Consider the following 18,133-nt stretch of genomic DNA (forward strand, 5'->3'; position numbering starts at 1 on the left):
ATAATTATTATGGCATCAAAAACAGATAAAGTTCTATTTGGTTTAGTTATGTTGTTGCTTAGTAGTTGCAGCGTTTTCCGTGGGCTCACACTCGATGGTCCTTCTGGTCCGGATATATACGAATATCAGAAGTTGGAACGAGACACTATTTTCAAAGGAGACAATCCGTTTCATTTTCCACTTGCTGCATCGCATCGTTGCATAGATAGAAGTATGCATATAACTTACAAAAAGGCAGGAAATATAGGGAAGGCACGAATAGACTCTCTTGTTGAACAATGGTTTGGAAAAGATGGGCAATTGCTTATTATTCATAACGACAGTGTTGTTTACGACCAATGGACAGAGCCTTTTTATCCAGGAAAGAATGCTACCATTTTCTCTGTTTCCAAATCATTGACGGGTCTTCTTTGTGGTATTGCCGTAGACGAAGGTTATATCAAGAGCGTAGACGACCCTGTAACCGATTATATTCCAGGATTGGCGAAATACAATGCGACATTCAAAAAGTTACGGATTGTCCACCTGCTGAATATGCAGGCTGGTTTCGATTTTTACGAGGACTATGAATTGACTCTAAAAGGTTTGTTTAAAATATTCAAGATAACTCAACTGCAATATGGGCACGACTTCACCCGACTTTTCCGACACATAAAGTTTAAAAATCAACCTGGGGAGAAGTATGAATATAACAGTCTGACAACAGCCTTGCTCTCTTGGATTATTGAACGAGCTACGGGTAAAACCTATGCGGACTATATGAGTGAGAAGGTATGGAAACCATTAGGTATGGAACGCGATGCATGGATTACAATAGACAGCCGTAAGCATCATCACACACAAGGCTTTGGAGGTATTGCTACAAATGTATATGACCTTGCAAAAATAGGAAGATTATATTTGAATGGTGGTACGTGGGATGGGAAGCAGATTGTCAGCAAGGAGTGGATAGACAAGAGCTTAGAAAAGACTACCGAGAATAAAGGTTATCATTATTGCTGGTACCATCAGTATCACGATAACGATGCCGATAACTCTTCTTTCTATGCGTTTGGTGTCGGACACCAATTCATTTATATTAATCAGAAGAAGAATGTGATTATTGCCCGAATAGGAAACAACTACAATTGGATGGGTTGGGAAATGACATTCTTTGACTCCTTGTGCGATAAATTGTTCTGAAGCAATAGAATATACTAAGTTAAAGTCCACGAGCTTTGAAAATTTGCTCTTTGGCATTGTTTAATTCTTGGAACTTCTTTTCGGCAGCTTTGCGAACATCTTCGCCCAAGGTGCTAACGCGGTCGGGGTGGTGCTTTAATGCCATTTTGCGGTAAGCAGCTTTCACTTCATCGTCGGTTGCATTGGGTGATATGCCGAGTACTTTGTAGGCTTCGTCGAGTCCCATTTGCTGGTTAGGCGCTGCTTTCATATTCAGCATAGAGTCTACGTCTTGTGCTGAAAGTCCAAGATAAGTTGCCACTTCTTTAAGGGCAGACACTTCTTCAGGACTTACGGTGCCATCTACCTTGGCTATTATAATAAGGTAGTCGAGCAGTTGCAGTCGCTGACCAGTATTCATGTGGAATTTCATTTCAATACAACTCTTGCGTATCGTTTCTTTGAACGTTATGGAACCTTGTTGCTTTTGCATTTCGAAGAGCTTCAGCAAGATGTCTTCACCCTGCCGGACGGCTTGTTCGCCAAAGTTGTTGCGTAGGAAGTTTCTTACAAATTCCATTTCAGAATGCATGATTCTTCCGTCGGCTTTTATAATATACGACGAGAGTACGAGCATTGAGAAAAGGAACGAGTTACGGTCTTCTTCGAATGGACGATGATTGAATTGAGTGCCGGAGTAATCGTTTCGGAATGTACCGTTGTCTCCGTTGAACCCGTTTCCTTCGTCTGATGCGTTGAATGCATCACCCAACAAACTTCCAATGCAGTATCCTGCAATTGCGCCTAACACGTTACCACCGGACAATATCCAGCCGAGTGCACCGCCAATCCATTTTCCTAATGCCATAATTCTGTGCTGTTGATTTGCTTTTATGTATGTGCTAAAAGCGTGCCAACTTGCTAAAATCCTATTGTGTTCTTAATTTCTATGTACTTTTTGAATAGCCATAGATGACTATCGTAGATTACGTTGGTAAGTACAGACAGCAGATACAAGCCAACGAATACAAGTATGATAAAGACGAAGCTGCCAACAAAGAATATCCACAAATCGCCGTCTTTGTATTTCTCTTGGAATGCTTTTAGTTTCGACGATGACCTGGCTATATATTCAGAAGTAGCAGCTGTGGTACTTGCAGCCAATGCTGTCATTTGGTGCGACTGATTGTTTAGTCTGTTCTTTGCCGCCTGAAGCATTTCGGCTGTTGCCATTTTAAGGAATTTCGCCTTTGCTGTTGGTTGTGTCTCTGCTGCTTTTGCGGTAACCGTTCGTGCTTCTGTGATGGGGACAACTGCTCTGGCTCGTGTCCGGAAAGGTTTACCATCGCCCAATTGGCAGTTCAACACACTGCCGCAATAGGGGCATCGCACTTTCTGCAAGCCTTGGCGTTCTGTGCTTGCTTTAAAAACATCGCCACATTTGTTACACCTTATCTTATATTCCATGATGCCGCAAAATTATAAAAAAACTTTTATTTAAGAAAGAAAGCAGGCAATAAGGTTACAATCTTGTGCACCGACAGTTTCAAAACTTTGCTCTACTGCGGAATATTCAGACATAAAATAGCTGTATATAATTGTTTTATTCTAAGTAAATAAGTACCTTTGCACCGTTAAATTACAATTTATGGACTGGTTAATTAAATTATTTACTACTGACGATAGTGTAGCCCATGTTGTGTTACTCTATTCTTTGGTTATTTCGTTAGGTGTTTATCTTGGTAAAATAAAGATAGGCGGTATCTCTCTCGGTGTAACCTTTATTCTTTTCGTTGGCATTCTGGCGGGTCATGTTGGCTTTACAGGACCAACGGGAACGCTGAACTTCTTGCAAGACTTCGGTCTTATTCTGTTCGTATTCATGATAGGTCTGCAGGTAGGACCGGGCTTTTTCGAGAGTTTCGGCAAAGGCGGACTGAAGCTGAACATGCTTGCCTGCCTTGCCATTCTGCTGAACATTGTGGTGATGTTTGCCTGTTACTACGTCTTCTTCGACACTGCCGACCACAAGAACTTGCCCATGATGGTGGGCACGATGTATGGTGCCGTAACAAACACACCTGGTCTTGGTGCAGCTAAAGAAGCTTTGCACAGCGTGTTCCCTGACGGAATGAACTTCGATATAGCTTCAGGCTATGCTTGTGCCTACCCTTTGGGCGTTATCGGCATCATCGGAGCAACATTGGCGATACGCTTTATCTGCAAGGTAGATATTGATAAGGAGAACGCCATATTGACCGAAGCTGAGGCAGAAAACCCGAATGCCAAGCCACACATTATGTATCTCCGCATTGAGAACTCATACATTGGCGGTCGCACTTTGCAGGAGATTACCGACTTCCTGAACCGCGATGTTGTCTGTACGCGCTTGATGCACGACGGTGTGGTGTCGCTTCCTTCAAAAGACACCGTGCTGCACCTTAACGACGAGGTGCTCATAGTGTGTGCAGAGGCTGATGCTGAAGCTGTTTCTGCATTCATTGGTCCTCAGATAGAGGTGGACTGGCACGAGGAAGACCAACCGCAGCAGATGGTGAGCCGCCGTATTGTCGTTACGAACAGTTCTATGAACGGCAAGGTACTGAGCAAGTTGCACTTCCGTTCTGTATATGGCGTGAATGTTACGCGCATCAGCCGCCAGGGCATGGACCTGTTCGCGAGCAACAACTATCGCTTCCAGGTGGGCGACAGAATTATGGTTGTAGGTTTCGAAGAGAATGTGCAGCGTGTTGCAGAACTGATGGGTAACTCCGAGAAACGACTGAATGCACCGAACATAGCCACCATTTTCGTTGGCATCGTGGTAGGTATTCTGTTCGGAAGTCTGCCCTTTGCAGTTCCTGGAATGCCCGTTCCATTGAAGTTAGGTTTGGCAGGTGGTCCGTTAATCATTGCCATTCTTCTTGGTCGCTTTGGCCATCGCATGAGGCTTGTAACCTACACCACCACATCTGCCAACATGATGCTGCGCGAAATAGGTCTGGCACTGTTCCTCGCATCGGTCGGAATTAAAGCCGGAGCCGGGTTCTGGGATACCGTTGTGCAGGGCGATGGCTTGAAATATGTGTACACGGGCTTCTTGATAACCATCATTCCTATTCTTATTGTCGGAACCCTTGCCCGCATGAAGTATAAGCTCAACTATTTCATCATCATGGGTGCAATATCAGGCGCCTACACCGATCCTCCTGCATTGGCATACGCCAACTCTGTCTGTGCGGTTGAAGCCCCTGCTCTGGGATACTCTACGGTTTATCCGCTGAGCATGTTCCTCCGAATACTTGCAGCACAGCTTATTATACTTTTCTGCTGCGGAGCTTAGCCAGATGCTTTCGTTAAGCCTGCTGGCAATGCCGGAATGGTTTGAGTATTGCTGCGGCACGATGGGACAAGTTTCGGGAAAACGATAGAGAAACTAATTTTTTTCATTTTTATATTGATTATCAGGGTATGCTGGACAAATGTCTGGCATGCCCTTTCTTTTTGTAGATTTCATATCCTTCTTCCGCTTTACAGTATTCGTATTCAGTATTCTGCCATCAGTTGTCCGCAATTGGTTCATGACTTCGTGCCGAAACAGACCACACAAATTTGGAAAAGCTTATAAGCTATTTATAAAAAGCTTTAAGAGCTTTCTTAAATAAATCATGCCTGAAACGGCGACAAGTCCATGCAGTTCGCTCTGTTTGTCTGGCACAATGCGTCAATGCGCAGGGAGCAATGCGTTTGCATGCCATTATAAAACCGTTGGGAAGGCATGCCTTATGGGCAACTTATAGCACGTGTCTGCATGCCTTTCTGCCATTGTTCTTGCCGATTGGTTCTTAGCCAATATTTGCAAAAAAATGGGCTATTATATCGCAGTATAATATTTTTTATCTAAATTTGCACACCGTAATGCACGTGCGCATTACATATTTTGGACAAGAACAAGAAGAAAGAATAAAGTATAAAAGATGGCAAAGAAAATTCAATTTAGTCTCATTTATAGAGATATGTGGCAGAGCTCTGGAAAGTTCCAGCCACGCAAAGACCAATTGGTACGCATTGCTCCAGTATTTGTAGAAATGGGCTGTTTTGCCCGCGTAGAGACAAATGGCGGTGCATTCGAACAAGTAAATTTGCTCGCAGGAGAGAATCCAAACGAATCTGTCCGTGCCTATACAAAGATATTGCACGATGCCGGCATACAGACACACATGCTCGACCGCGGTTTGAACGCACTGCGTATGTATCCCGTGCCCGACGATGTCCGCGCTTTGATGTATAAGGTGAAGCACGCACAAGGCGTAGACATTCCTCGTATTTTCGACGGTTTGAACGATATTCGCAACATTGCACCTTCCATTAAATGGGCTAAGGAGGCAGGCATGATACCGCAGGCAGCACTCTGCATAACCACTTCGCCCGTACATACCTTGGAATACTACTGCGAACTCGCCGACAAGGAGATTGAGGCAGGTGCCGAAGAACTTTGTTTGAAGGACATGGCAGGTATCGGACAGCCCGCTTTCCTTGGAAAGCTTACCAAAATGATTAAAGACAAGCACCCAGAAATCATCATCGAATATCATGGTCATTCAGGTCCGGGCTTGTCAATGGCGTCTATGCTCGAGGTAGCAAAGAACGGAGCAGATATACTCGACGTAGCCATCGAGCCACTGTCATGGGGTATGGTGCACCCAGACCTTATCTCAGTGCAAAGTATGTTGAAGAACGCAGGCTTCGATGTGCCCGAAATAAATATGGACGCATACATGAAGGCGCGTGCCATGACACAGGAATTTATCGACGAATGGTTGGGCTACTTCATCAATCCGAAGAACAAAATCAGCAGTTCTCTGCTTCTCGGTTGCGGTCTTCCCGGCGGTATGATGGGTTCTATGATGGCAGACCTCGGCGGTATTCACGCCACTATCAACAACCTTCGCAAGAAGAAAGGCGAAGTAGAGCTTTCTCTGGACGACATGCTGGTGAAGCTGTTCGACGAAGTTGCTTACGTCTGGCCACGTGTAGGCTATCCTCCATTGGTAACACCGTTCTCTCAATACACCAAGAACATTGCCTTGATGAACCTTCTTACCATTGAGCAAGGTAAGGGTCGTTTCGTTATGATGGACGATTCTATGTGGGGTATGATACTCGGAAAGAGTGGTAAGGTGCCCGGCAAGATAGCCGACGAGATTGTTGAACTTGCCAAGCAGAAAGGTCTTGAGTTTACAGATGCCGACCCACACACTTTGTTGCCTAACGCATTGGACGACTTCCGCAAGGAAATGGACGAGAACGGTTGGGACTACGGACAGGACGACGAAGAACTCTTCGAGCTTGCCATGCACCCAGAGCAGTATCGCAACTATAAGAGCGGTCAGGCTAAAAAGAACTTCCTGGCAGACTTGCAGAAGGCTAAAGACGCCAAGTTGGGGGCGAAAGTAAGCATGGAAGAGGCAACAGCGTTCAAGCACGCAAAGGCTGACGCCATCGTTTCTCCCGTTAAGGGACAAGTGTTCTGGGAGTTCCAAGGTGATGGCGAAGCTGCTCCTGCAGTAGAACCGTTCATTGGCAAGGAATACAAAGAAGGCGAGAAGTTCTGCTATATTCTTGCTCCGTGGGGCGAGGTTGTAGAAATTCCTGCTGCATTGGGTGGTAAATTGGTAGAGATAAACGCAAAGCAAGGCTCTAAAGTCAGCAAGGGCGACGTGCTTGCATACATTCAAAGAGACGAAAAGTAAGGACTTTAGTTAAATAAGATAACTACGATTCATTCACGAATTATAAGACTTAAACGCTTTCATGTTCTGTGAATGAATCGTTTTTCTTTTTATACGAGCAGGGAAATAGCATTGTAGACAGGAACGGATACAGGTCTGTTGGAAGCCAAGTTTTCTGCCCTTGTTGTTTTAAGAGTATGGATTTACGCAGTCGGTTAATAAAAAGAATACACGAAGAAGAGGTCAGACTCTTTGCCTCTATGGCTCAATCTTCCTTTGACGACCGTGAATTTGGCGAGTTCTTCCAACTCTTATACGATGAAGAAACAAGAGTTGCAGAGAATGTAGCTTGGATAATGAGCCATTTTAACAAAGCAGGACGGGAACGGCTGAATAGCAGAAAACAACTCATTATGGCAGAAGCAATGCGTACTTCCAATGCTACGAAACTGCGTTTGTTGCTTGCAATTATTTTAAGACAGCCTTTTTCGGAAGAGGAAATAGCAACCCCTTTCCTCGATTTCTGTTTCGATAACATCACAAGTTCTGCTCAACCTATAGCCATAAAGTCGCTTAGCATCTATCTTTCTTTCCAGCAATGCAAGTTCTTCCCCGAGCTTTTGCAAGAGTTGGAAGCGACATTGCATTCCTGCGATGGTATGCCTTTGTCGCCAGGACTGAAGAGTGCACGGACAAAAGTATTGCAGGCAATAGCAAAAACAAGAAAAGACATAGACCGCAATGAATTACCAAGATATCATAGACAAGTATTATCCTGAAGAAAACGAACTCAAGCACATCTTGCTTGTACACAGCAGAAGTGTGGCAGACAAGGCTCTCTCTATTGTAGACCGACACTCCGACCTGCATCTCGACCGACAATTCGTGGAAGAGGCTGCAATGCTGCACGACATAGGCATATTCAAGTGCAATGCTCCGAGCATTCAGTGCTTTGGCGAAGAACCTTATGTGTGCCATGGACGCATAGGTGCTGAACTGTTAAGGCGCGAGGGCTACCTACGCCACGCACGTGTCTGCGAACGCCATACAGGTGCAGGACTTACCAAAAAAGAGATAGTAGAGCAGGGGATACCCTTGCCTCCGCAAGACTTTCTGCCCGAAACGGAAGAAGAAAAGCTGATTTGCTATGCCGACAAGTTCTTTTCCAAAACCCATTTAGATGTAGAAAAGACATTCGAACAAGCTGTAAAGAGTTTGGAGAAGTTTGGCAGCGATGGGGTAGAACGGTTTACAGCTTGGCATCATTGCTTTGAGTCCTAAGCGTTCCTAATGGTCGATTGAGGTTGAACCCATGAAAAGTTAAAATAAAGAAATAGCCCCTATTTATTCTATTATTTGCTTAATTTTGCAAGCTATTAGGCAATGAAGGCAAAGTTTCTCATATTCGTTTTTATGTTTGTCATCGCGTTTGCAATGGCAACTTCTTTTGTATCTGCTCTTTTTCCGCCTTTCGTCGGTGTTGCCGGTGATGCCAATGTTGCCACTGTGCAGCAGACAAAACCAGCGAAAAGGGGTGGCGATACTGTGAGGACGACGGTAGACACCACGCAGATGGACTCGTTGCAGCTTGCCATCTTTAAGCACAATAAGGCGGTTGATGACTCTATTCGTGTGGATAGCATCATGAAATCGAAGTCGAACGGTTTTGAAGCACCCGTAACTTATTCGGCTGAAGACTCTCTCGTCTACGATGCAAAGACACGTGTTGCGCATCTGTACGGTTCGGCAAAGATGGACTATCAGAACATGAAACTCAGCAGCGACAACGTTTCTATGAACTTGGACAGCAACCTTGTGCGTGCCAACGGAACAACCGACTCAACTGCCGAGGGTGGCATAAAAGGTAAACCGGAGTTTTCGCTCAGCGGACAAGAATATACCAGCGACTCAATGGCTTTCAATATCAAGTCGAAAAAGGGAATGATTAAGGGCGTCTACACGGCACAAGACGATGGCTTTCTTACGGGCGAAAGAGCCAAACGCGACTCGTCGGGCATTGTCTATATCCAGCATGGACGATACACAACCTGCGACAAGCCGCACCCCGACTTCTACATTGCGCTTTCGCGTGCAAAGGTCCGTCCCGGGAAAGACGTTGTCTTCGGTCCTGCCTATCTTGTCGTTGCCGATGTTCCGCTACCTTTAGCCATACCCTACGGCTTCTTCCCATTCTCCAAGAAATATTCCAGCGGCTTCATCATGCCGAGCTATGGCGAGGAGAACGACCGCGGCTTCTATCTTCGCGATGGAGGTTATTACTTCGCCATCAGCGACAAATGGGACTTGAAACTCTTAGGCGAAATCTACACACGCGGCTCGTGGGGTGTGAGTGCAGCCAGCAATTACCGCAAGCGATACAAGTATTCTGGCTCTTTCCTTTTTAGCTATCAGAACACCAAGACGGGCGACAAAGGTTTGCCAGACTATGTTTCTGAAAGAAGTTTCAAGCTGCAATGGAACCATCAGCAAGACCCAAAGGCAAACCCTAACAGCACTTTGGCTGCCAGCGTGAACTTTGCTTCGTCCAGTTACGAACGCAACAACCTGAACAGCATGTACAATCCGCAGACCCTAAGCCAGTCTACGCGTACGTCATCGGTTAGCTGGTCGAAGCAGTTTCCGAACATTGGTCTTTCTCTTAGCACGACAATCAACCTGTCGCAGAGCATGCGCGACTCTACCATCAACCTTACTTTGCCCGACCTGAACATTAGTTTGAGCCGCCTCTATCCGTTCAAGCGCAGGAAGGCTGTGGGCAAAGAGCGTTGGTACGAGAAGATAGCAATGAGCTATACGGGGCAGTTGTCCAACTCCATTGCAGGGAAAGAGAACCGCATCTTAAAGGCTAACTTCGCCAAAGAGTGGCGGCACGGCTTCCAGCACAACATTCCTGTGCAAGCCAACTTCACGTTGTTCAACTACATCAACCTTAATCCATCGTTCAGTTTCACCGACCGAATGTACACCAACAAGGTTATGCGCAGCTGGGACAACGTGCACTCGAAAGAGAAACGCGACACCATAACAGGCTTCTATAACGTCTACAACTGGTCGCTGAACCTTGCTGCCAGCACGAAACTATATGGCTTCTGGATTCCGAACAAGAAACTCTTCGGCAATAAAATACAGGCAATACGCCACGTTGTTACCCCACAGATAACCTTGTCGTACTCGCCCAACTTCGGGGCACGACGCTACGGATACTACGACAGCTACCAGTATACCGACGCAAGCGGCAATGTGAAACTTGTTGAATACTCTCCGTTCCAGGAGGCTATGTTCAGTGTTCCCGGCAAAACCAAGACGGAGATGATAACGTGGGACGTCAGCAACAACATCGAAATGAAGATACGCAGCGACAAGGACTCTACAGGGTATAGGAAGCTCAGCATCATCGACGAGCTTGGAGCCTCCATGTCGTACAACGCTGCTACCGACTGGCACAGGTGGAGCGACCTCAGCGTGCGCCTCCGACTGAAGTGGTGGAAGAACTATACCTTCTCCATGAATGCCCAGTTTGCCACATATGCTTACGAGTTAGATGCGAACGGAAAGCCTTTTGTGGGCAATCATACCGAGTGGGGGTACGGTCGTTTGCCACGCTTCCAGGGCATGTCGCAGAACTTCTCGTTCACGCTTACGCCAGACAAGATAAAGAAATGGTTTGGTGGCGGCAAGAATACGTCTGACAGGAAAGAACAAGACGACGACGGACCCGATCCTAAGATAGAGTCGAATATGGACGACACGATGGAAAAGGGCAAGCATGCAGCCAAAAAGAGCAGTGGAAGCATTGCCGAAACCGATGCCGACGGTTACATGCGCTTCAATATGCCGTGGTCGCTGACCTTCGGTTATGGCATTACGATGCGCGAGAACCAGCAAGGAACATTCAACAAGAAGCGTATGCGCTATCCCTACAAGTTCTCGCAGACGCTGAACGTAAGCGGCAATATCCGCATCAGCGACGGTTGGAACATCAACTTCTCGAGCGGTTACGATTTCGACAACCATGCCATGAGCATGACGACGGCAAGCCTTTCGCGCGACCTGCACTGCTTCAACATGAGTGCTTCCATCGTGCTTGCACCTTACACATCGTACAACTTCACCTTCCGTTGCAACGCAGCAACGCTTACCGATGCTCTTAAATACGACAAGCGGAGCGGCATTACTCCAGCCGTCCAGTGGTATTAGGCATTCTCCTGCGACACACTCCTGACCTTTTTTAACGTGAGTTCGGCGAATTGTCTATGTGCGAACTCACGGCTCTTCAAGCATCAGAACATGGTTTTTCGCTGTATCAGAGAACAGATATTTTTGTCTGTTCCGAAGCGGCATTTGCCGTAACCCCGAAGCGGCATTTGCCGTAACCCCGAAGCGACGATTGCCGTAACCCCGAAGCGACGATTGTCGTAACCCGAAGCGACGTTTGCCGTAACCCCGAAGCGATGATTGCCGTAACTCCGAAGCGACATTTGTCGTAACTCCGAAGCGACGTTTGCCGTAACCCCGAAGCGATGATTGCCGTAACTCCGTTGCGGTTTTAGGACTCATTCTGAAGATGGTTATCGCTGAACCTGCATCATCTTAAATTCATCGAACTGACACTGCTTAGGTTGGATTTCTTTATAAAAAGAAAGAACCTTGTTGAACATGTGCATTCAACAAGGTTCTTCCTGTATGGGTTGGAACTGTTTATTTGTAAATCTCTGCCAACCTCTTCTGCAAGTCTTCGCCACGTAAGTCGCTTGCAACAATCTTGCCTTGTGGGTCTAACAAGATGTTTGAAGGGATAGAGCGAATGCCATAAACCTTTCCGGCTGCACACTGCCAGCCCTTCAGGTCGGACATTTGTGGCCACTCCATGCCAAGGTTCTTCACTGCAGCAGTCCATGCATCTTTCTTCTGGTCGAAGCTGACACCTACAATCTCCAGACCCTTTGAATGGTATTTCTTGTAAGCCTCTACTACGTTTGGCATCTCTGCACGGCATGGACCGCACCAGCTTGCCCAGAAGTCTACAAACACATAGTTGCCTTTGCCGGCATATTGGCTCAGCTTAATCTCCTTGTCGTTCATGTCCTTCATGACCAAATCGGTGTACATCAGACCCGGACGGCGAAGCTCCAACATTGCAAGATACTCTTTGGCTGGCTTTAAAGACTCCTCTTTATAGTAGCCGCTTGTTGGTGCCAGCGCGTCTTTCAGTTGTTCGTAAGTGAATCCCGAGAATGCGTCGGCAATATACTTGGCAGGATATTTCGTGTCTCTGAAGTTCTTTACAATCTCAAGCGTAAGGGCGGTATGTACCTCGGAGAGCGAGTCGCCTTTAGCCATGATGCGTTCAATGTTCTGCTTGTCGGCATCGGTCATGGTCTTCGGGTCCTTTTGCCGCAACGCTGCATACTCGTTGTTTAAGGCGGTAAACTCTGCATAAAGCTTGTTCATTTTCTCTTCGTAAGGCTTGAAGTCTTGCGACTGGGCAAAGCCTGTAAGTACTTGTGCAGCTAAAAGTGCAGCTAAAAAAATTTTCTTCATATAGTCTTTATCGTTTAATGGTTTGTAAATAACACTCTAAATAGACTGGTGTGTCTGTGCAATTCTGTTGCAAAAATAAAGAAATGTATTGATAAAACAGCTATCCTTTAAGATTTTTTTGTACCTTTGCCGCACTTTTTATGGACAGGGGTACTTGCTAAACCCTCTTTAACAAAACAAGGTAATGATAAAGACAAGACAACAAGTGAGTGTGCTGTTTATGCTTTTCAGCATTCTCTTCTGTGTTTGCTTGATAGCAGCAAACATTCTCGAAACAAAGCAAATCTCTGTGTTGGGTATCTCATTGACGGGCGGGCTCATCGTCTTTCCAATCTCCTACATCATCAACGACTGTGTCTGCGAGGTGTGGGGATTTCGGAAGGCACGACTGCTGATATGGACGGGGTTCGCCATGAACTTCTTCTTCGTGTCCATGGGAGCGTTGTGCGACTGGATTCCGGGTGCCCCCTATTGGACGAATGATGCAGGTTTCCACGCCATCTTTGGTCTTGCACCACGCGTTGCCGCAGCTTCCTTCGTGGCTTTTATAGTAGGTTCGTTTGCCAATGCCTACGTGATGAGCAAGATGAAGATTCGCGACGGCGGCAGACATTTCTCGTGGCGAGCCATCTTGAGCACCATTGCAGGCGAGGGCTTGGATTCTCTTATCTTCTTTCCGCTGGCTTTAGGTGGGGTTGTTCCAGCCGAGGAATTGCCAAAGTTGATGCTCTGGCAGGTATTGCTGAAAACCCTTTACGAGGTCATCGCGCTGCCTTTGACCATACGTGTTGTGAAGAAGCTGAAGCAACACGAAGGCGAAGATACTTACGACAATGGCGTGAACTACAGCATTTGGAAGATATTCAGCTTAGGTTAAGGCACCTTGCACAGACAGCAACCCTATAAAACGAAACGTTAAGAAGATGGAAAGAAACAACGACGGACTTACCCAGTTGGGTAAAAAGACGACTTATCGTATGGACTATGCACCCGAAGTATTAGAAACGTTTGAGAATAAACATCAGGAAAACGACTACTGGGTGCGCTTTAATTGTCCTGAGTTTACGAGTCTCTGTCCTATAACAGGGCAGCCGGACTTTGCCGAAATACGCATTTCGTATGTGCCTGACGTGCGAATGGTGGAGAGCAAGAGCCTGAAGCTCTATCTGTTTAGCTTTCGTAACCACGGCGATTTTCACGAAGATTGCGTGAATACCATAATGAAAGACCTTATAAAACTAATGGAGCCGAAGTACATTGAGGTAACGGGCATCTTTACGCCACGTGGCGGCATCAGCATTTATCCGTATGCAAACTATGGCAAACCTGGTACGAAGTACGAACAATTGGCAGAGCATCGTTTTGCCAATCATGAGTAAAGTAGGGTAGAAACAATGCGAGTTAGTAACGAGAAATCCCCGAATGTGTGAGCATCCGGGGATTTTTCTATTCCTAACAATAGTCATTTATTATACTATGAACAAACTTCTTGTCATTTTTCTCCATTCATCTTATGTAAGACTACTTCTGTCGTGAAGCATCGAAGTGATTGCTGAAATCATATCATGGTATGGAATTAACCAACCTCAATTTGTCTTGCTACTTTCTGAACGCTCTTGTTTAGCTTCGGAAGAGTAATGTTCAGCACGCCATCATTCATCTTTGCACCAACCTCGTCTTTATTCACGTCGTCTGGCAAAATAAGCGTCTGCTCGTATTTGCTGTATGCAAACTCTCTGCGCAAGTAGTGTGCTTTCTCGTCTTTCACTTCGTTTTTCTTCTCCATCTTAATAACTAAGTCTCCGTCGTTATTAATGCTAATGTCGAAGTCTTCCTTTCTCAAGCCTGGTGCAGCCAGCTCTACAGTATATTCGTTTTCGTTCTCTAATACGTTGATAGCTGGTGCAGTTGCATTTGCCTTAGGCATATTGTTGTTGTAGAAGAAGTCGTTGAATACTTCCGGCAACCATGAATTCTTATACATCATAATCTTTTCTCCTATTTTTGTTTATTTATTTTTATGTTTACATCAGGTATAATACAATACTTATGCCAGTACAGTATGAATGACATTATGTCATAGATACATGACAATATGTCTTGTTCTATGCGATGAGTTCCTTCTCGTTGGTTAGAATAAGCAGGGTGTTACAGACTATACCGAAATGGGTTGATTAATAGTTGGTTAGCATTTTATGTTACGATACCCATTGTTTCGCTCATCAAAACAATGGGTTTTACACGGTAAAAGGGCTTGTTTTACCCGACAAAAGAGCCTGTTTTGAAAAGCAATAGCGGCTACCTTGCATCACAAGGCAACCGCTATGGTGGAATTGAACCAGTGTCATAACTTCTTTGCAGTTGTCTTTTACTGCCATTCAGTGCATTTCCGTTTGTTTATGCATGGCTTATTAGATAAGCAATATATCCTATGAAAGTGGCGCTAAGAATAAGTCCTTCCCATCGTTCGATGATGTATTTGGTGAACGAAAAGAACCAAATCATGATCATGGATATAACCAACATAGACAGGTCGGTATCGGTAATGCCTTGCAATTGCATGGGGCAAATAAGTCCGGTAACGCCCAATATGCCGAGAATATTGAACACGTTAGACCCCAGTACGTTGCCAATGGCTATACCACTGCTGCCCTTCCGGGCCGAAACAATACTGGTGGCAAGTTCGGGCAGCGATGTTCCACCAGCTACAATGGTTAGTCCTACGACGGCTTCGGACACTCCTAACGAGGTTGCAAGCTTTGAAGCACCTTCTACAAACAACGTACTGCCACCTATGAGGCAAGCTAAACCTGCCAAAATCCATACAACCGACATGGCAGGACTCATTTTGGGAACACTCTTTAGTGCTTTTTCGGCAAGCTTGTTCTCCTCTTCTAATTCCTGCTTATTAATCTTTGCACTTTTCAAAGTCATGAACATAAAGATCATGAAAAGCGAAAACAGTACTGCTGCATCTATGCGTCCGATGCGTCCATCGAGGCACATCATCAGCAGTATGACCGATGCTACAAGCGCAAACGGAATGTCTTTCATTACGGTAGCGCGCAAAATAGCCATGGGTGCAATGGCTGCTGTAATGCCAACTATGAACAACGAGTTGAAGATATTGGACCCTACGACATTGCCTACTGCCAAGTCTGGTGTGCCTTTTAGTGCCGATATTAGGCTGACACAGAACTCGGGCATACTCGTTCCCATGGCTACGACGGTGAGACCGATAACGATTTGCGGAATATTCATGCGTTCTGCAACTGCTACAGAACCTTCGGTTAGACGGTCGGCTCCCCATAATACGAGAACGATACCTACAATAATGAAGATTAAATTCAATAACATACTTGTTTTATATTAGCTTTATAACACATTGGGAAACATCTTCCAACCTATTCGTTAGTGCCCTGAATTTGTTTTATATTCTCTTTTTCACCTACCACCCACAATACGTCGCCTACTTCTAAACAATGCGATGGACTGATAAGCGTAATGTGCATTTGTCCTTCGTCTATACCAACAACCAAACAGTTGTATTGGTCGCGTATGCCACTTTCTTTTAATGTCTTGCCTATAAATGGGCTTTTATCTGATAGAACAATCTGGCGTAAAATCATTTCGCGTTTCTCTATATCGTTGTCTTCGGGACGAATTTCGTTGCGAATGGCTGTCGAAATGGCTGCTAACTGCTGGTCGTTGCCAATAACTTGTATCTTGTCGCCAGGGAAAACCACAGTATTGCCACGTGGAATGTTCAGCCGGTGCGACCCACGGAGTATGCTGCTGACGTGTGTGCCAAAGCGATTGCGCAGCTTTAGTTGGTGAAGCGTCTTGCCGGTCCATAGCGAATCTTCTGGAATGTCGAACTCGCCAATGTGTATGTTCCTGTCTAATAGATGTCCTTCGAAGAGTGGTTTTCTGTTACCACGTACCTGTGCGGCAATCTCACGGCTGTGAAGATTTTGCACAAACAACCGTTCCAGTCGGATACTGCGTTGTTTCATGCTGCGCGACAGTATCATTAGTGCGAGCAAACCAATTGCAATAACTATCATCAGGGCGTTAGTGAAGCGGGTAAGATAGTTGCAGATGTAGAAAATAAACGTTAAGGCAATGACTATTCGTACCAGAATGGTGAAAACAAGCGGCAAACGGTTCATGCGATTGACGGTCCACAAGGTCTTAAACTCTTCAGAATGGTTTTTCTTCATTACGAAAGCACGTAGGAATGGAGCTATAAGGAGAACGGTAAGCAGTCCGCACACCACGTTGCCGGTCCAGTGCGTACCAGTTATCTGCACCGATAGACGGCGCATAATAGGCAATGCAAGCGAAAACATGATGGTAATGGTTGCAGCCGAAAGTATGCCATAGATAAGCGTATTGGCTATCATCGCCTTGATAAGAGAACGCCAAAGGTTTTCGGACGCCATGTTTTGTGGTGTTCCAACATCGATATGCGAAATCCGTCGTGCCCATTGTTTGGGCAAGTGTCGTAGCAAGAACTCGTAAGTAGGCTCTGCAGCGCGTATCATATAGGGGGTAAGGAAAGTTGTAATAACCGAAACCGCTACTACAACAGGGTAAAGAAATTTGTTGATGACACCCAGCGAAAGACCTAAAGTGGCTATAATGAAAGCAAATTCGCCCACTTGTGCCATAGAAAAACCACATCGCAATGCGTTTTTAAGCGATTGTCCGCCAAACATATATCCCATTGTGCCAAACACAGCCTGCCCAACCAGAATAGTAATGACAAGAACAAGGATTGGTACGGCATAGCTGACAAGAATATGTGGGTCTACCAACATTCCCACAGAAACAAAGAATATGGCACCAAACAAGTTCTTAATAGGTTCTACAACCTTTATAATCTTCTCGGCTTCTATGGTTTCAGCCAAGATGCTGCCCATAACAAAAGAACCAAAAGCAGCACTGAAACCCACCTTCGTGGAGATTACTGCCATAAGAAAGCAAAGTCCTAACGACACGATAAGCAAAGTCTCGCTATTTAGAATGCTCCGGGTTTTACGCAAAAAGGAAGGAATGGCGAACAAACCAATAACGAACCACAAGACAAGAAAGAACCCTATCATGAGCACGCTTTCTAATAGTTGTCCACCATCAGGGCTATTTCCGCTGGCTATTGCACTGAGCATTACCATCATGACAATGGCGAGAATGTCTTCAAGAATAAGAACGCTCATGACGGTAGAGGCAAAACCTTGTTGTAAAAGCCCCATGTCGGCAAACGCTTTATATATAATGGCGGTAGAACTCATGGCTAACATTCCACCAAGAAATATACAATCCATTTGTTTCCAGCCAAAGCCGTGTCCGACAGAAACACCTAACGCCATCATGGAAAATACTATCGTACAAGCAGCAATAATGGGAGAAGCCCCCATTTTCAATATTTTTTTGACCGAGAAATCTAATCCTAACGAAAATAAAAGGAAAATGACGCCAATATCTGCCCATGTTTTTATGTCGGACTCATCTATCACGCTCATGATGTAAGGCATGTGTGGAGATACCAAGAAGCCCGCAACGATGTATCCTAAAACAAGTGGTTGCTTGAGTTTCTTGAATAGCAAAGTAACGAAACCTGCCACAACAAGAATCAGAGCAAGGTCTTTTACGAGTACGGGAAGTTCTGACATAAG

16 protein-coding genes are annotated in these 18,133 nt (G+C 45.5%); 8 read left to right on the forward strand and 8 right to left on the reverse strand.

From position 1 onward, the window contains the following. Positions 1-9 precede the first annotated feature (9 nt). A complete protein-coding gene (locus RDV52_RS06505) occupies positions 10-1,182 on the forward strand; it encodes a serine hydrolase domain-containing protein (RefSeq protein WP_004366432.1) in 1,173 nt (390 codons plus the stop codon). A gap of 19 nt (positions 1,183-1,201) precedes the next feature. Here RDV52_RS06505 and RDV52_RS06510 read toward each other — a convergent pair whose 3' ends face one another. Beyond that, positions 1,202-2,029 (reverse strand): DnaJ domain-containing protein, encoded by an 828-nt coding sequence (locus RDV52_RS06510; RefSeq protein WP_004366431.1) that lies wholly within the window; start codon positions 2,027-2,029, stop codon positions 1,202-1,204. A 53-nt stretch (positions 2,030-2,082) separates the two neighbouring features. Then, positions 2,083-2,628 carry a TFIIB-type zinc ribbon-containing protein gene (locus RDV52_RS06515; protein WP_004366430.1) on the reverse strand — a complete coding sequence of 182 codons (546 nt, stop codon included), beginning with the start codon at positions 2,626-2,628 and terminating at the stop codon, positions 2,083-2,085. Between the two features lie 181 nt (positions 2,629-2,809). Here RDV52_RS06515 and RDV52_RS06520 point away from each other — a divergent pair, with 181 nt between their 5' ends. The 5 genes from RDV52_RS06520 to RDV52_RS06540 all read left to right on the forward strand — a co-directional run bounded on the left by RDV52_RS06520 (position 2,810) and on the right by RDV52_RS06540 (position 11,111). After that, positions 2,810-4,504, forward strand: a complete 1,695-nt coding sequence (locus RDV52_RS06520) for a putative transporter (RefSeq protein WP_004362129.1) — start codon at positions 2,810-2,812, stop codon at positions 4,502-4,504. Between the two features lie 634 nt (positions 4,505-5,138). Further along, positions 5,139-6,914, forward strand: a complete 1,776-nt coding sequence (locus tag RDV52_RS06525; protein WP_004366428.1) for a biotin/lipoyl-binding protein — start codon at positions 5,139-5,141, stop codon at positions 6,912-6,914. Between the two features lie 176 nt (positions 6,915-7,090). Next, positions 7,091-7,672 carry a hypothetical protein gene (locus tag RDV52_RS06530; protein ID WP_004366427.1) on the forward strand — a complete coding sequence of 194 codons (582 nt, stop codon included), beginning with the start codon at positions 7,091-7,093 and terminating at the stop codon, positions 7,670-7,672. Further along, a complete protein-coding gene (locus RDV52_RS06535) occupies positions 7,635-8,174 on the forward strand; it encodes an HD domain-containing protein (RefSeq protein WP_004366426.1) in 540 nt (179 codons plus the stop codon). The genes RDV52_RS06530 and RDV52_RS06535 overlap by 38 nt, the downstream gene beginning before the upstream one ends. 102 nt (positions 8,175-8,276) lie before the next feature. Beyond that, positions 8,277-11,111: a putative LPS assembly protein LptD gene (locus RDV52_RS06540; RefSeq protein WP_004366425.1), complete on the forward strand. Its 2,835-nt coding sequence runs from the start codon at positions 8,277-8,279 to the stop codon at positions 11,109-11,111. 66 nt (positions 11,112-11,177) lie between these two features. Here RDV52_RS06540 and RDV52_RS06545 read toward each other — a convergent pair whose 3' ends face one another. Together RDV52_RS06545 and RDV52_RS06550 are read right to left on the reverse strand one after the other, a co-directional pair. Further along, the gene (locus RDV52_RS06545; protein ID WP_147278293.1) at positions 11,178-11,471 is read right to left on the reverse strand and encodes a hypothetical protein; all 294 of its coding nucleotides are present in this window, start codon (positions 11,469-11,471) and stop codon (positions 11,178-11,180) included. Positions 11,472-11,612: 141 nt separating this feature from the next. Further along, positions 11,613-12,455: a TlpA family protein disulfide reductase gene (locus RDV52_RS06550; RefSeq protein WP_004362124.1), complete on the reverse strand. Its 843-nt coding sequence runs from the start codon at positions 12,453-12,455 to the stop codon at positions 11,613-11,615. Between the two features lie 184 nt (positions 12,456-12,639). On the opposite strand from RDV52_RS06550, the gene RDV52_RS06555 reads away from it, so the two are divergent. Beyond that, positions 12,640-13,332, forward strand: coding sequence for a queuosine precursor transporter (locus tag RDV52_RS06555; RefSeq protein ID WP_004366424.1), 693 nt, complete (start codon positions 12,640-12,642; stop codon positions 13,330-13,332). Positions 13,333-13,378: 46 nt separating this feature from the next. After that, positions 13,379-13,834: a preQ(1) synthase gene (gene queF, locus RDV52_RS06560; RefSeq protein WP_004362122.1), complete on the forward strand. Its 456-nt coding sequence runs from the start codon at positions 13,379-13,381 to the stop codon at positions 13,832-13,834. A gap of 197 nt (positions 13,835-14,031) precedes the next feature. Here queF and RDV52_RS06565 read toward each other — a convergent pair whose 3' ends face one another. The 4 genes from RDV52_RS06565 to RDV52_RS06580 form a co-directional block, all read right to left on the reverse strand. Beyond that, on the reverse strand, positions 14,032-14,439 hold the full coding sequence (locus RDV52_RS06565) for an Hsp20/alpha crystallin family protein (protein ID WP_036875406.1): 408 nt from the start codon (positions 14,437-14,439) through the stop codon (positions 14,032-14,034). Between the two features lie 253 nt (positions 14,440-14,692). After that, positions 14,693-14,833: a hypothetical protein gene (locus RDV52_RS06570; RefSeq protein ID WP_004366423.1), complete on the reverse strand. Its 141-nt coding sequence runs from the start codon at positions 14,831-14,833 to the stop codon at positions 14,693-14,695. A 19-nt stretch (positions 14,834-14,852) separates the two neighbouring features. After that, positions 14,853-15,812, reverse strand: coding sequence for a calcium/sodium antiporter (locus RDV52_RS06575; RefSeq protein ID WP_004362120.1), 960 nt, complete (start codon positions 15,810-15,812; stop codon positions 14,853-14,855). Positions 15,813-15,859: 47 nt separating this feature from the next. Further along, a complete protein-coding gene (locus tag RDV52_RS06580) occupies positions 15,860-18,130 on the reverse strand; it encodes a cation:proton antiporter (RefSeq protein WP_004366422.1) in 2,271 nt (756 codons plus the stop codon). Positions 18,131-18,133: the final 3 nt, after the last annotated feature.

This window comes from Prevotella nigrescens (assembly GCF_031191185.1).
Lineage (GTDB): Bacteria > Bacteroidota > Bacteroidia > Bacteroidales > Bacteroidaceae > Prevotella > Prevotella nigrescens.

Excerpts from the sequence above, each read along its gene's own strand:
- RDV52_RS06505 (WP_004366432.1), top strand. The coding sequence starts at position 10 with ATGGCATCAAAAACAGATAAAGTTCTATTTGGTTTAGTTATGTTGTTG.
- RDV52_RS06510 (WP_004366431.1), bottom strand. The coding sequence starts at position 2,029 with ATGGCATTAGGAAAATGGATTGGCGGTGCACTCGGCTGGATATTGTCC.
- RDV52_RS06515 (WP_004366430.1), bottom strand. The coding sequence starts at position 2,628 with ATGGAATATAAGATAAGGTGTAACAAATGTGGCGATGTTTTTAAAGCA.
- RDV52_RS06520 (WP_004362129.1), top strand. The coding sequence starts at position 2,810 with ATGGACTGGTTAATTAAATTATTTACTACTGACGATAGTGTAGCCCAT.
- RDV52_RS06525 (WP_004366428.1), top strand. The coding sequence starts at position 5,139 with ATGGCAAAGAAAATTCAATTTAGTCTCATTTATAGAGATATGTGGCAG.
- RDV52_RS06530 (WP_004366427.1), top strand. The coding sequence starts at position 7,091 with ATGGATTTACGCAGTCGGTTAATAAAAAGAATACACGAAGAAGAGGTC.
- RDV52_RS06535 (WP_004366426.1), top strand. The coding sequence starts at position 7,635 with ATGAATTACCAAGATATCATAGACAAGTATTATCCTGAAGAAAACGAA.
- RDV52_RS06540 (WP_004366425.1), top strand. The coding sequence starts at position 8,277 with ATGAAGGCAAAGTTTCTCATATTCGTTTTTATGTTTGTCATCGCGTTT.
- RDV52_RS06545 (WP_147278293.1), bottom strand. The coding sequence starts at position 11,471 with ATGAGTCCTAAAACCGCAACGGAGTTACGGCAATCATCGCTTCGGGGT.
- RDV52_RS06550 (WP_004362124.1), bottom strand. The coding sequence starts at position 12,455 with ATGAAGAAAATTTTTTTAGCTGCACTTTTAGCTGCACAAGTACTTACA.
- RDV52_RS06555 (WP_004366424.1), top strand. The coding sequence starts at position 12,640 with ATGATAAAGACAAGACAACAAGTGAGTGTGCTGTTTATGCTTTTCAGC.
- queF (WP_004362122.1), top strand. The coding sequence starts at position 13,379 with ATGGAAAGAAACAACGACGGACTTACCCAGTTGGGTAAAAAGACGACT.
- RDV52_RS06565 (WP_036875406.1), bottom strand. The coding sequence starts at position 14,439 with ATGTATAAGAATTCATGGTTGCCGGAAGTATTCAACGACTTCTTCTAC.
- RDV52_RS06570 (WP_004366423.1), bottom strand. The coding sequence starts at position 14,833 with ATGGCAGTAAAAGACAACTGCAAAGAAGTTATGACACTGGTTCAATTC.
- RDV52_RS06575 (WP_004362120.1), bottom strand. The coding sequence starts at position 15,812 with ATGTTATTGAATTTAATCTTCATTATTGTAGGTATCGTTCTCGTATTA.
- RDV52_RS06580 (WP_004366422.1), bottom strand. The coding sequence starts at position 18,130 with ATGTCAGAACTTCCCGTACTCGTAAAAGACCTTGCTCTGATTCTTGTT.